11 protein-coding genes are annotated in these 14,259 nt (G+C 45.8%); 1 reads left to right on the top strand and 10 read right to left on the bottom strand.

Going from position 1 to position 14,259, the window contains the following annotated elements:
- Positions 1-71: 71 nt before the first annotated feature.
- The 3 genes from mazG to rlmD all read right to left on the bottom strand — a co-directional run bounded on the left by mazG (position 72) and on the right by rlmD (position 4,736).
- Positions 72-875, bottom strand: coding sequence for a nucleoside triphosphate pyrophosphohydrolase (gene mazG, locus QTN95_RS02195; RefSeq protein ID WP_331416174.1), 804 nt, complete (start codon positions 873-875; stop codon positions 72-74).
- Between the two features lie 248 nt (positions 876-1,123).
- Positions 1,124-3,343: a GTP diphosphokinase gene (relA, locus tag QTN95_RS02190; protein WP_331416173.1), complete on the bottom strand. Its 2,220-nt coding sequence runs from the start codon at positions 3,341-3,343 to the stop codon at positions 1,124-1,126.
- A 73-nt stretch (positions 3,344-3,416) separates the two neighbouring features.
- Entirely contained in the window at positions 3,417-4,736 is a 1,320-nt protein-coding gene (gene rlmD / locus QTN95_RS02185; RefSeq protein WP_331416172.1) for a 23S rRNA (uracil(1939)-C(5))-methyltransferase RlmD, read from the bottom strand.
- Positions 4,737-4,955: 219 nt separating this feature from the next.
- Here rlmD and barA point away from each other — a divergent pair, with 219 nt between their 5' ends.
- Complete coding sequence (gene barA / locus QTN95_RS02180; protein ID WP_331416171.1) at positions 4,956-7,742, top strand: two-component sensor histidine kinase BarA; 2,787 nt, start codon at positions 4,956-4,958, stop codon at positions 7,740-7,742.
- Here barA and acpS read toward each other — a convergent pair.
- The 7 genes from acpS to lepA form a co-directional block, all read right to left on the bottom strand.
- Positions 7,739-8,119 (bottom strand): holo-ACP synthase, encoded by a 381-nt coding sequence (gene acpS, locus QTN95_RS02175; protein WP_331416170.1) that lies wholly within the window; start codon positions 8,117-8,119, stop codon positions 7,739-7,741. The two genes, barA and acpS, sit on opposite strands and share 4 nt — an antisense overlap.
- 3 nt (positions 8,120-8,122) lie before the next feature.
- Positions 8,123-8,854: a pyridoxine 5'-phosphate synthase gene (pdxJ, locus tag QTN95_RS02170; protein WP_331416169.1), complete on the bottom strand. Its 732-nt coding sequence runs from the start codon at positions 8,852-8,854 to the stop codon at positions 8,123-8,125.
- 43 nt (positions 8,855-8,897) lie between these two features.
- Complete coding sequence (gene recO / locus QTN95_RS02165) at positions 8,898-9,626, bottom strand: DNA repair protein RecO (RefSeq protein WP_331416168.1); 729 nt, start codon at positions 9,624-9,626, stop codon at positions 8,898-8,900.
- Positions 9,627-9,717: 91 nt separating this feature from the next.
- On the bottom strand, positions 9,718-10,695 hold the full coding sequence (gene era / locus QTN95_RS02160) for a GTPase Era (RefSeq protein ID WP_138971846.1): 978 nt from the start codon (positions 10,693-10,695) through the stop codon (positions 9,718-9,720).
- Positions 10,688-11,365 carry a ribonuclease III gene (gene rnc, locus QTN95_RS02155; protein WP_138971847.1) on the bottom strand — a complete coding sequence of 226 codons (678 nt, stop codon included), beginning with the start codon at positions 11,363-11,365 and terminating at the stop codon, positions 10,688-10,690. Before rnc ends, era begins: the two co-directional genes overlap by 8 nt.
- 17 nt (positions 11,366-11,382) lie before the next feature.
- The gene (lepB, locus tag QTN95_RS02150; protein ID WP_331416167.1) at positions 11,383-12,279 is read right to left on the bottom strand and encodes a signal peptidase I; all 897 of its coding nucleotides are present in this window, start codon (positions 12,277-12,279) and stop codon (positions 11,383-11,385) included.
- 175 nt (positions 12,280-12,454) lie between these two features.
- Complete coding sequence (gene lepA / locus QTN95_RS02145) at positions 12,455-14,248, bottom strand: translation elongation factor 4 (protein WP_331416166.1); 1,794 nt, start codon at positions 14,246-14,248, stop codon at positions 12,455-12,457.
- Between the last annotated feature and the right edge of the window lie 11 nt (positions 14,249-14,259).

Below are 14,259 nucleotides of genomic sequence, written 5' to 3'. Positions count from 1 at the left end.
TCCGCTACAACGTGAAATCTATCACACTGCAATTTTTTATTTTTTGCTTCAAATCAAATTCGAGTGACGGTTTAATCAACACCGACCTCTTGCCTTTTCACTTCATCCCAGAAAGCATCCAACTGTTCTAAAGTAAAATCAGTCAGTTGCTTGCCTTGTTCTGCGACCAAACCTTCTACACCTTTAAAGCGGCGCATAAACTTGAGGTTAGCTTTGCTCAAAGCCACTTCCGGATTAGCTCCTAAATGACGAGCTAAATTTACCGTCGCAAACAACAAGTCACCAAGCTCTAGCTCTATCTTTTCATCGCTAGGTGTCACCTGCAGTGCTTCGTCCATAACCTCTTCAATTTCTTCATGAACCTTGTCAACAACAGGCCCGATTGAATCCCAGTCAAAACCGAATTTCGCGCATTTCTTCTGTATTTTTGTAGCACGCGAAAGAGCCGGCAGAGAGACTGGTATTGAGTCTAGAATACTTTGCTCAGTTTTGCCTACTTGCGCTTTCTCTTTGGCTTTTTCAGCCTCCCAGTTGGCATTAATTTGCTCTTCATTCTCAAATTCGATATCCGAAAACACGTGTGGATGGCGACGTGTGAGCTTCTCATTGACCGTATCAACGACCTGCGAAAAGTCGAACAAGCCCTGCTCTTTAGCCAACTGGCTATAGAAAATAACCTGAAATAACAAGTCACCCAACTCTTCTTTGAGATTTGGCCAATCACGGTTTTGAATCGCATCAACCACTTCATATGTCTCTTCGATGGTGTGAGGGACTATGGTGTCGAAGCTCTGTTTCAGATCCCATGGACAACCCTTTTCAGGATCACGCAGCGTTGCCATGATCTGTTCTAACTGTTCAATTGGGTGACTCATCTTTAATCTCTTCCTTTAAACAAAAAGGCGAGTAGCCAAAACCACTCACCTTGATTATATGTTGCTCAGTTCTCTAAATAAGTGCAGCTAACGCTGTTAGAGAGCCAAATACGACAAACTATTTTTACTAAGTAGTTGGCTCTCCGAACAAGGCAGCAAACTTATGAGGCTCCTGAGCATAGCTCGTCTATGTGATGGAGCGAGTAAGTGCAGCTAACGATGTTAGGGAGCCAAATACGACGTAAAAATTAGCCTAGGCGTTTTACCGACATCACATCTTTGATCTGTTCTACGCGCTTTGATACACGAGACAGTACTTCAACGTTCGTTACCTCTAGGTCAAAGTCCATAATCGACAACTGCTTGCGATAGTCGACACGACTCTTCATGCTGGTGACTTTGATTTTTTCGTTGGCAAACAAGGTGGTAATGTCTTTTAGCAAGCCACTCCGCTCCATTGCTTCTACGCGCACCGTCAAAATGTATGAACCAACAAAGCCACTGCCCCACACCGTATCGATGATACGTTCTGCGGCGTGATGTCTTAGCTCTTCTAGCTGCTCACAGTCAGCTCGGTGAACAGAAATACCTCGACCTTGAGTAATGTAACCTGCGATTTCATCCCCAGGGATTGGCTGACAGCAACGCGCGAGATGAGTCATCAGGTTATCAACCCCTTCAACGACAACGGCATCTTTCTTTGGTCGGCTCTGAGCCGGAGCTCGGCTTTCTGCTTCTTGCAGTTTTTCGAGGGCTTGCTTATCTTCCTCTTCTGCCGTCGGCTTATTCACCAAGGCGTTGATATGGTTAATGATTTGGTTTATTCGCAAATCACCACTACCGACACCAACATAGAGCTCATCTGCACTGTTGACGTTAAAACGCTTAATGGCATAGTGCTCTGCATTTTTTAGCGTCGCGCCGATTTTCGCCAGTTCCGTTTCGAGAATTTCACGTCCAGCTTCTAGGTTCTTCTCACGGCTCTGTTTGCGGAACCAAGCATTAATCTTAGCGCGAGCACGACCTGAAGTGACGAAGCCCATTGAAGGGTTTAGCCAGTCGCGTGATGGATTCGGCTCTTTGGATGTAATGATTTCTACCTGATCACCCATCGCCAGCTTGTGAGTGAACGGTACGATACGTCCCGCGACTTTCGCACCGATACAGCGATGTCCGACTTCTGAGTGAATATGGTAAGCGAAGTCCAAAGGCGTCGCGCCCATAGGTAAGTCGACGACATCACCACGTGGTGTAAAGGCATAAACGCGATCATCAAACACCTGGCTGCGCAGTTCATCAAGCATCTCGCCTGAATCTGACATTTCTTCTTGCCAATCCAGCAGCTTACGAAGCCAAGTAATCTTCTCGTCGTAACCGCTACGACCACCGCCACCTTCTTTGTATTTCCAGTGCGCGGCCACGCCTAACTCAGAATCTTCGTGCATATCTTTGGTACGAATCTGAATTTCTATCGTCTTACCTTCAGGGCCAAGTATCACGGTATGGATCGATTGGTATCCATTCGGTTTCGGGTTCGCGACGTAGTCATCAAACTCGCTAGGGAGATGCTTGTATTTGGTATGGACAGCACCTAACGCGGCATAACAATCTTGAAGCTTATCAGCAATGATACGTACCGCTCGCACGTCAAATAGCTCATCAAATGCGAGACCTTTTTTCTGCATTTTTCGCCAGATACTGTAGATATGCTTAGGACGACCACTGACCTCTGCATTGATTGACGAGGCCTTCATCTCTGCCATCAGGTCATCGACAAAGTCTTGGATATATTTTTCACGCACGATACGGCGTTCAGAAAGTTGCTTAGCTATCTGTTTGTAGGTTTCTGGTTGCTGATAACGGAACGCGTAGTCTTCCATTTCCCATTTCAACTGACCAATGCCAAGGCGGTTAGCCAAAGGCGCATAGATATTGGCACACTCTTTTGCTGCCGCTTGACGAACTTCTTCTGGCGCCTTTTTAACTTCGACTAGGTTGGCAATTCGTTCTGCAAGCTTGATAACCACACAACGGAAATCATCGACCATCGCGAGTAACATGCGACGAACATTGTCCACTTGCGTTGAGGCAGCACCGCCTTCCATTGTGACGTTTAATTGACCAAGCGCGGCCATCTCTTCAACGCCATCAATCAGCTTGATGGTCTCTTTACCAAAATCTTCTTCAAATTGCTGTCTATCGTAAGCCCCACTGGTCACCAGCGGAAATAGCAATGCAGCGACTAACGTCGCTTTGTCCATCGACAAAGTAATCAAGATCTCGATCATTTCCCGACCACGCCACAAAAGCAGTGGGCCTTGATCGTTCCCCTCTAAGATTTCTTCGCCACGACGGTAAACTTCTTTTAAGCGCTTAGCAATTTTAGGGTCTTGCCCTAAGCTAGCAATCCACTTATCTAGCTCAAACTGTTCGTCTTGATTTAAATGTGCGCTTCTTACCGCAACCATTATCTTCGTCCTGTTATATTTTTTATCTTCGATATCCTCAGCATTGAGACTACCAGCCGCTGAGGAAGTTCGTTTAATCCTTTACAAAGAGTGCCATCGACTCTAAATGGCTGGTATGCGGAAACATGTCAAGCATACCCAATTTTTGTAATCTGTAGCCCTGACTTAGCAAGCTTTGCGAATCTCTGGCTAGGGTAGCAGGATTGCAAGAAACATAAACTACTCGACTTGCACCCAACGCAGAGATTTGCTCAATAATACCACTAGCCCCCGCTCTGGCTGGGTCGAGCAGTATTTTATCAAATTTTTCAGCGACCCAGAGCTGACCAGAAACGTCTTGTTCCAAATTCGCCTGATAAAATGACGCATTGTCTATTTGGTTAAACTGGGCATTGGATGCGGCTTTTTCAACCATAACGTCAACACCTTCAACCCCAACGACACTCATCACCTGCTTAGCGATAGGTAAACTGAAATTACCCAGACCGCAGAACAGATCCAACACTCTATCTTGAGCCGTCAATTCTAGCCAAGTGATAGCTTGCTGCACCATAGCTTGGTTGACCTTCTGGTTTACCTGAATAAAGTTATTCGGCTCAAATGGAATCGTCACTCCCGCTTCTCGATAGTGTGCCGACTCACCAACAACTCGATTTAGCTGATCACTCTCTGGCATGAGATAAAGCGCCGCTCCCTGCTGCTGTGCAAAATCTTCAAGTGCCTGCTGATCTTGTGCTTTTAGAGGCTTTAAGTGGCGCAACACAATCACCTTGGTGTTGTCGCCTTTTACCAATTCTAAATGACCGATGTTCTCTTGATTGGAGAAACCGCGTAGCAGTGAATACAGCGGGGCAAGCAAAGCATCCAGTTCTGTATCCAGCACAGGACAGTGGGTCACGTTGACAATATCCTGACTGTTCTTTTTTCTGAAACCAAATTCAAGCTGACGTGTTTTTTTGTTTAGCTTGATACTCACTCGGGCACGACGGCGATAACTCTGAGAGTCCCCTAAAATTGGCGCGTCCAATTCAATACTTTGCCCAGCAAACTTACTCATTAACTGACTCAACGTCTGTTGCTTATACTCTTGCTGCGCTGCACTCGATAGGTGCTGCATATTACAGCCCCCACACTCATGATAATGTGCACAGAAAGGTTCAATACGTTGCTGGCTGGGTTGCTGAATTTTGATGAGTTTGGCTCGTGCAAACTTACTCTTACTTTCTGTCAGCTGCGCCAACACTTGCTCACCGGGCAGAGCACCTTCAATAAAGATAGGTTTGTTATTTTGATAAGCCATGCCTGCGCCGTGATGATCGAGTTTTTCAATGGTTAGCGATTGATGCTTAGTATTGAGTTGAGTTTTCTTCTTCGGTTGGAAAAAACGCGCCATGCTGTGTGCCTATTTCTATGGTCTAACGACCTTGTGCTCGAATTGCTTAAAATACCCGTAAGACAAACCTCATCTAGAGGTTATTTAGGTATACGTCCCAAGCTTTTACGCCTGAATCATTGTCTGAGCCGACTGAGTTGATTATGCTTAAGGACTCGACGACTTCGATTAATTTTGGAAGTCATTTTCCCATATCCACACCACGATGTTTAGATAATAATGACAAGATATGGCTTGCGCGCCCGCGTTATTACACTCACGTTAGCACCTACGCTGATTATCGGCCTGCTTTTGAGCGCATTTTTCTCTTTCAATCGCTATCACGATCTTGAAAAGCAAGTGATCAATTCAGGTTTAAGTATTATCGAACCATTAGCGATCGCGAGTGAAGAGGGGTTAAAAAATAATAGCCGCGAGTCAGTCCGCCGAATCATTAGTTATGCACATCGAAAAAATTCTAAGTTTGTTCGAAGCATTGCAGTATTCGATTACAATCATGACCTCTTTGTTACCTCAAACTTTCACCCCAATTTCGAGCTGCTTACTTTTCCTCGCACGGAACCGATTCCACTATTAGTCAGTTCTGATTTAACCGACAACACCTTGGTACTTAGAGCGCCTGTGATCGCTGAATCAGGCCTCGTGGCGACAATGAAAGATCAGGGAAATAACCCCGCTCTGGGTTATGTCGCGATTGAACTCGATTTATCCTCACTTCGTTTGCAGCAGTATCAGGAAATATTTTCGGCTTGCTTAGTACTCTTGATCGGGTTAGGTCTATCCGCCGTCTTCGCTTACCGATTGATGTATGACGTGACACGCCCTATCTCCCATATGAAAAACATGGTCGACCGAATTCGTCGCGGTCATCTTGATGTCCGTATCGAAGGTAAGATGCATGGCGAGTTAGACTCCCTGAAAAACGGTATCAACTCGATGGCGGTGTCACTGTCGGAATATCACGTAGAAATGCAACACAGCATTGACCAAGCAACCTCCGATTTACGAGAAACGCTTGAACAGCTAGAAATTCAAAACGTCGAGCTCGACATCGCCAAAAAACGCGCTCAAGAAGCCGCTCGAGTCAAATCCGAGTTTTTGGCCAACATGTCCCACGAACTGCGTACCCCTCTTAATGGTGTTATCGGCTTTACTCGACAAATGCTCAAGACAACTCTAACCAATAGCCAAGCCGACTACTTACAAACGATAGAAAAGTCGGCAAACAACTTACTCAATATCATCAATGACATTTTAGATTTTTCTAAATTGGAAGCGGGTAAACTGGCACTGGAGAACATCCCGTTTGATTTCCAAGGCTCGCTGGAAGAAGTGGTCAATCTACAGGCCACCAGCGCCCATGAGAAAGGGCTCGAATTAACATTAAAGATCGATCCTAAAATTCCAGCTGGGTTGGTGGGGGATCCTCTGCGTATTCAACAGGTTCTGACTAACTTAGTCGGTAACTCGATCAAGTTTACAGAACGTGGCAACATCGATATCAGTGTTGAGATGCGCTCTCAGAAAGATGACTTTGTCGAATTGCAATTTATGGTGCGAGATACTGGTATCGGTATTTCAGAGCGTCAGCAATCGCAACTATTCCAAGCGTTCAGCCAAGCTGATGCCAGTATCTCCAGACGTTATGGCGGTACAGGTCTAGGCTTGGTTATTACGCAAAAACTGGTTAGCCAGATGGGTGGTGAAATCAGTCTTACCAGTCGCCTCCACCAAGGATCTACCTTCTGGTTTACTTTACGTCTATCGTCAACCGATATGCCAGTCAGTGAGTTGCTAGAAACTCAAGTACTACGTCAACGCTCATTGCTACTGGTTGAGCCAAACATGCAAGCAGCATCTGTCATTCAGCAGACACTGGTTCAAGAAGGCTTAGTCGTGACTTATCGCTCCTCATTACCAGAGGAAGTGGAGAAATATGACTACGTTCTACTCAACCTTTCGCCGAGCGGCGATAACGAAGTGGCGACAGTACAGAGCTGGGTGGAACAAGCGATGCGCTGTGCTCCACACGTCGTCGTTGGTACACCTAGTACCAGCCTCGCGCTATCAGATCACCTGATCCAGAAGTATCATATTCACTGTATCACCAAGCCACTCTCTAGACGCAAATTGCTTCAGACTCTGGCGGCGAATCAAGAAAGCGAGCCGTTGCTGGAAAGTGTTACAGAGAATAGAAAAACGCTGCCACTGACCGTCATGGCTGTCGACGACAACCCTGCCAACTTGAAGCTCATCAGTGCCCTTCTGCAAGAGCGTGTTGACCAAGTCATTACCTGTACCAATGGTATCGATGCCGTCAAACAAGCAGAAGCTCAGCATTTCGATATTATCCTGATGGACATTCAAATGCCGCATATGGATGGGGTGACCGCGTGTAAGAAGATTAAACAAACAGAGTTGAATGCCAACACACCAGTGATCGCAGTTACTGCTCACGCGATGAGTGGCGAACGTGATCGACTATTGAAAGCAGGCATGGACGACTACCTAACCAAACCGATCGAAGAACATGTGCTTCAACAGGTTCTAATGCACTGGAATCCGCATACCAACCAAGAAGAGCTCGAAAAACTCGATATCAGCACTTCAGCCGTGATTGAGGAAGCGGTTGAACAAGCTGCTCATTCAGAGCACAGCAATATGATCATCGATTGGCAAGCGGCACTTAAACAGTCTGCGAATAAAGAAGATCTCGCACGCGACATGCTACAGATGCTTGTCGACTATGTGCCTGAAGTGAGTGCGATTGTTGAGGGCGCCCTTGAAGATGATCACTTTGACACTAAACAGTTGATTCATCATGTGCACAAACTGCATGGCAGTAGCTCTTATTGTGGCGTACCACGACTCAAGAATATCTGTGCAACGATTGAGAAGGAGCTTCGTTCAGGCTCAAGTATCGAGGACATTGAGCCTGAGTTATTTGAATTGCAGGATGAAATGGAAAAAGTAGTGGCAAGTGCTCAGCCCTACTTAGGCAGCTAGCTTTCTAATATCACTGTCGCCACGGCATAGTGGCGCTCATCGGAGATGGACAGGTGGATATGCTCCACCTGTTTTTTTTGTGCCATTTCTAAAGCTTTGCCACTTAATGTCAGCACTGGTTTACCTAACGCATCGTTGGTAATTTCAAAGTCTTGAAAGCTAACCCCCAACGCGATGCCAGTTCCTAGCGCCTTTGAAGCTGCTTCTTTAGCCGCAAAACGCTTAGCTAAAAAACGTCCTTGCTGCTTCAGTCCTGTAAACTTTGCGAGTTCATTGGCGGTGAGAATGCGTTTAGCAAAGGGCTCACCGCTACGGGTGAGCGCATTCTCTACTCGTTCTATTTCAGCAATATCCGTCCCTAAGCCAACAATTGCCATAACTTAACGACGCGCTGCAACCATTAGCGCTTTCATATCAGCAACGGCTTTATGAAGACCATCAAACACCGCACGACCAATAATTGAATGGCCAATGTTCAGCTCATAAATTTCAGGGATAGCAGCAATCGGTGCGACGTTGTGGTAAGTCAGGCCATGTCCAGCATTCACTGTAATACCAAGATCGTTCGCGTAGCTTGCGCCAGCAGCGATTTTTTTCAGCTCATCTTGCTGATCTTCTTCACTCTCTGCATCAGCGTAGTGACCAGTATGAAGCTCAATGAATGGCGCTCCACATGCTTTTGCTGCATCGATCTGTTCACGGTCTGCATCGATAAATAGCGATACCTTAATACCCGCTTCAGTCAGTTTTTGTGTCGCGTTTTTAACTTTCTCTAGCTGACCAACAACATCTAGACCACCTTCAGTGGTCAATTCTTCACGTTTTTCAGGTACCAGACACACGTATTCAGGCTTAGTTTTTAGCGCGATCTCTACCATTTCGTCAGTCACAGCCATCTCTAGGTTCATACGCGTTTGAAGCGTTTCACGTAGGATACGCACATCACGATCATTGATATGACGACGGTCTTCACGTAGGTGGATGGTAATACCATCAGCGCCAGCTCGCTCCGCGACTTCCGCAGCATGTACAGGATCTGGATACTTTGTACCTCGCGCGTTACGCAAAGTCGCAATATGATCGATATTAACACCTAGATAGATTGAGCTCATTTTCCAATACTCCGTGCTTAATACCCAGCCCATCAATCGTCTATCAATTAATGTTCTTGGTATAGGGAACCTTTGCTCTGGATAAAAACAGTTCCCGGCTTTTTAATGGTTTGCCGCCAAGATACGGCTTTAAGGCTATGCGTGTAAAGCGTTTTGCCGCTTTAAGTTGTTCTTTTGTGGTGAATCTACGCTCACTAATCGCGATAAGCTCACTGCCGTAAAACGTTAGGTTATCTTTGCGTACCGAAGCGATGAAACCTTTCTGCTCTCGGTAACGGTAAGTCATTGCCGGTTCAACGGGTTCACCCGTACCCGCGCAGTGCATAAAATCGACGCCATAGCCCATTGCTGACAACATAGCGAGTTCAAATCGTCTCAGGGCCGGCTCTGGATTTTCACACTGCGCCAATTCCGTCAGGGCATGTAAATAATCGTGAAACAGCGCAGGCATTGGAACTTCCGCCATCAAAATTCGACCGACAAGCTCATTGACATACATAGCCGAATAAAGGGAGCTCCCCGACAGTGGTAATCCGAGACTAATTGGCTCAGCCTGACGTAACGTTTTCATCGAACCATTGCCTGACCACTTGAGCAATAAAGGCGTAAATGGCTGCAAAGCCCCTTTCAGGTTAGAACGTTTACTACGTGCACCTTTAGACATCAAGGTAATACGGCCATATTCCTCACTAAAGACATCAAGGATTAAACTTGATTCGCTGTAAGGGCGACGGTGTAAAACAAAGCAACGCTGTAAGCCATCAGAAGACATAGAATCTGCCAGATTAGTGTTACATAAAAAAGAAGGAGCCAGTGGCTCCTTATTTCGTATTCTACGGAGCGAAGCTCAAGCCTCGCACTCGTTAAAGGTCATCGATGTAGCCGAGTGAACGAAGAGCGCGCTCATCATCCGCCCAGCCAGATTTCACCTTAACCCAAGTTTCAAGGTAAACCTTGCGACCAAATAACTCTTCCATATCCAGACGCGCTTCACGGCCGATCGTTTTGATCTTTTCGCCGCCTTTACCAATTACCATTTTCTTCTGGCCGCTGCGTTCAACCAAAATCAAAGCGTTAATGTGGAATCCGTCTGTTTCTGGGTTGTAGTCAAAGCGTTCAATTTCAACGGTAACAGAGTAAGGAAGCTCTTCACCCGTAAAACGCATCAACTTTTCGCGAACAATCTCTGACGCCATAAAGCGTTGAGAACGGTCAGTGACATACTCTTCAGGAAAGTGGTGTGTCGCCTTCGGCAAGTGCTCACGAACATGTTTACGCAACACATCAATGTTTTTGCCATGCTTCGCCGAGATAGGCACCACATCAACAAAGTCCATGCGCTTAGACATTTCCATCATATGCAGCATTACGTCATTGCGGTCTTGTACATTGTCAACTTTGTTGACACACAGTACCACTGGGAAGTTAGACTTTTGCAGTTTGGTCAACACCATTTCATCGTCACTGGTCCAGTGCGTGCCATCAACCAAGAAAAAGACTAGGTTAACATCACTGAGTGAAGAGTTAGCTGCACGGTTCATCAAACGGTTAATCGCACGCTTCTCTTCAATATGCAGACCCGGAGTATCGACATAAATAGCTTGGTAGTCGCCTTCGGTATCAACGCCCATAATACGGTGACGAGTCGTCTGAGGTTTACGTGAAGTAATCGAAATCTTCTGACCTAGGATACGGTTAAGAAGTGTTGATTTACCCACGTTTGGACGACCTACAATCGCCACAAAGCCACAGTGTTGATTGTCTGGCGAACTTGTCTGTTCATTGCTCGATGAGAAAAACGCATCGATATCAAATTCGTTGTTGTCTGTTGAATCAGTCATTGGTCAGTTGCTCTAGTGCTAATTCAGCAGCCGCTTGTTCTGCCTTGCGGCGGCTGGTGCCTTTACCAATAACAGGTTGTCCAATACCTGCTACATCACACGAAACCGTAAACTCTTGGTTATGTGCTTCACCTTTAATATTAGTCACTGTGTAAGCAGGTAGAGGTTTTCTTCGACCCTGAAGAAACTCTTGTAGACGAGTTTTAGGATCTTTTTGTGAAACCCCTGGCTTAATCGCATCAAGGCGAGTTTTGTACCAACTCAATATGATGCCACGCACGACTTCGATATCACTATCTAAGTAGATACCACCAATGATCGCTTCTACAGCGTCAGCAAGGATTGAATCACGACGAAAGCCGCCGCTCTTTAATTCACCTGGACCTAATTTTAAGTGATCTCCTAGTTCGAATTCACGACCTAGCTCCGCGAGTGTATTGCCACGCACTAAGGTGGCACGCATGCGGCTCATGTCCCCTTCATTCACTTTTGGGAAACGATGGTAAAGATCATCAGCAATGACAAAACTTAAAATTGAATCGCCCAGAAACTCAAGACGCTCATTGTGTTTTCCATTAGCACTGCGATGTGTCAGTGCTAAGCTGATTAGCTCGGCATCATTAAATTGATAGCCGAGCTTTTTCTCTAGTTTTGCAATAGGAGAATTCATGCTCTCTCATTCATAATTTAGTTAATACCACCGATGCGGTTAAACCTAACACCAGTTGGAATCCAAGAAGGTAAGACACTATCTGCATCGCGTTCGAATTCGAAGCTAATCCAAATAGCAACAGCTTTACCCACTAGGTTGGCTTCTGGGACAAAACCCCAGTAGCGGCTATCAGCACTGTTGTCACGGTTATCCCCCATCACAAAGTACTGACCTTCTGGAACCACCCACTCATTCACACCGTTGCGAGGTTGATACAATTCAACTCGGTCACGACGCAGTGGGTTAACCAAAATCTGATGACCCACTTCACCCAACTTTTCATCCAATTGAATCAATGGGATGCCATTTTGAATGAACTGGCTCTCTTCTACATTAGACAGTTTGACAGGCTGACAACTCGTCTCACCTGAAGACTGAATGCAGATTTCTTTCTTGCTGTTGTAGCGAACCGTATCTCCCGGAAGACCTACAACACGCTTGATGTAATCGATATTTGGCTGAGGTGGGTACTTAAATACCACAATGTCACCACGCTCAGGCTTGCCGGTTTCGACTAACTGAGTGCGCCATACTGGATCTTTCAGACCATAGGCGTATTTTTCAACCAAGATAAAATCGCCCACCAGCAGGGTTGGCATCATCGAGCCTGATGGAATTTGAAAAGGTTCATAGATAAATGAGCGCAATACAAGGACAGCAGCAATGACTGGAAAAATAGAGACGCTATTCTCTACCCACCAAGGCTGAGTCTGCACTTTTGCTAGAACGGCTGCATCCAAACCATTGGTTTGAGCTTCAACTTCAGCCAGTTTTTCTTGACGCTTTTTAGCAAAAACGAGCTTTTCCAGAACCCAGACAACGCCCGTTACTAAAGTAACGATTACTAGGATGAGTGAAAATGTATTCGCCATTGACTTCCCTTCTCTCAAAAATACGAAAGTGAAAGAGCATAACTCTTCCACTCAATTGAATGCTTTACTCGGTATCTATGACACTGGATAAATCACTGAGTTCTCTACACATTACGCGATAAGGAAATCAGCGATTATCCAATGACATGCAGTGGGTCAGAAAGTATCAGGATACTTAGTCTTTACCTACATGTAAGATCGCTAGGAAAGCTTCTTGAGGCAACTCTACGTTACCAATCTGCTTCATACGCTTCTTACCTTCTTTCTGCTTCTTCAGTAGCTTCTTCTTACGACTCACGTCACCACCGTAACATTTTGCGATAACGTTCTTACGTAGCTGCTTCACTGTTGAACGGGCGATGATGTGGTTGCCGATCGCTGCTTGAATCGCAATATCGAACATCTGACGAGGGATAAACTCTTTCATCTTTTCAACAAGCTGACGACCGCGAGTTTGCGCCTGTTCTTTGTGTGTGATCAATGCTAGAGCATCAACCTTATCACCGTTAAGAAGTACGTCTACACGAACCATGTTAGACAATTCAAAACGCTGGAAGTTGTAATCAAGTGACGCATAGCCACGTGATGTAGACTTCAGACGGTCAAAGAAATCAAGAACAACTTCCGCCATTGGGATATCGTAAGTCACAGCAACTTGGTTACCGTGGTAAACCATATCAACCTGAATACCACGTTTTTCAACACATAGTGTGATCACATTACCTAGGTAGTCTGCTGGAACAAGAATATTACAACGTGCGATTGGCTCACGAATTTCCTCGATATCATTTACCGCAGGCAACTTCGCAGGGCTATCTACGTATATAATCGTCCCATCAGTCTTCTCTACTTCATAAACTACGGTTGGCGCTGTAGTAATAAGGTCTAGATCGTATTCGCGCTCTAGACGCTCTTGAATGATCTCCATGTGCAGCATGCCGAGGAAGCCACAACGGAAACCAAAGCCAAGAGCAGCTGAGTTCTCTGGCTCATAGAACAGAGAGGCGTCATTTAGACTTAACTTGCCTAGTGCATCACGGAAGTTTTCATAATCATCAGATGATACAGGGAATAGACCGGCATAAACCTGAGGTTTTACTTTCTTAAAGCCCGGTAGCGGTGCATCACAACCATGTTTAGCCAGTGTGAGCGTATCACCTACAGGAGCACCTAGAATATCTTTGATACCACAAACCACCCAGCCCACTTCACCCGTACTTAGTGAATTTGTATCAACCTGTTTCGGTGTGAAGATGCCTAGACGATCAACCCCCCACACTTGTCCTGTACTCATTACCTTAATTTTTTCGTTTTTCTTCAACTGGCCATTCTTAATACGAACCAAAGAAACAACACCAAGGTAGTTGTCAAACCAAGAGTCAATGATTAGAGCTTGAAGTGGCCCATCTGGGTCACCTTCTGGTGCAGGAATCGCAGAGACAATGTTTTCAAGCACATCATCCACACCAAGGCCTGTTTTTGCACTACAACGCGTCGCTTCCATCGCATCAATGCCTACGATTTCTTCGATCTCTTCAGCAACACGCTCAGGATCGGCAGCAGGAAGGTCGATCTTGTTTAAGATTGGCACAACCTCAAGATCCATCTCGATCGCCGTATAACAGTTAGCAAGAGTTTGAGCTTCTACACCCTGACCCGCATCAACAACCAGTAGCGCACCTTCACAAGCGGCTAAAGAACGGGATACTTCGTAGGCGAAGTCAACGTGTCCCGGAGTATCGATGAAGTTCAACTGATACGTTTCACCATCTTTAGCGGTGTAGTTTAGCGTCACACTCTGTGATTTGATGGTGATACCACGCTCACGCTCTAGATCCATGGAGTCCAGAACCTGTGCGGCCATTTCACGGTCGCTTAAACCACCACATACTTGGATTAAACGGTCTGATAGGGTCGACTTACCATGGTCGATGTGGGCGATAATCGAAAAGTTACGAATGTGCTTCATGATTTGGGGTG

This window comes from Vibrio sp. M260112 (genome assembly GCF_036533775.1).
Lineage (GTDB): Bacteria > Pseudomonadota > Gammaproteobacteria > Enterobacterales > Vibrionaceae > Vibrio.
Note: the sequence above shows the minus strand (reverse complement) of the source record. Positions and strands in the feature narration are given on the sequence as shown.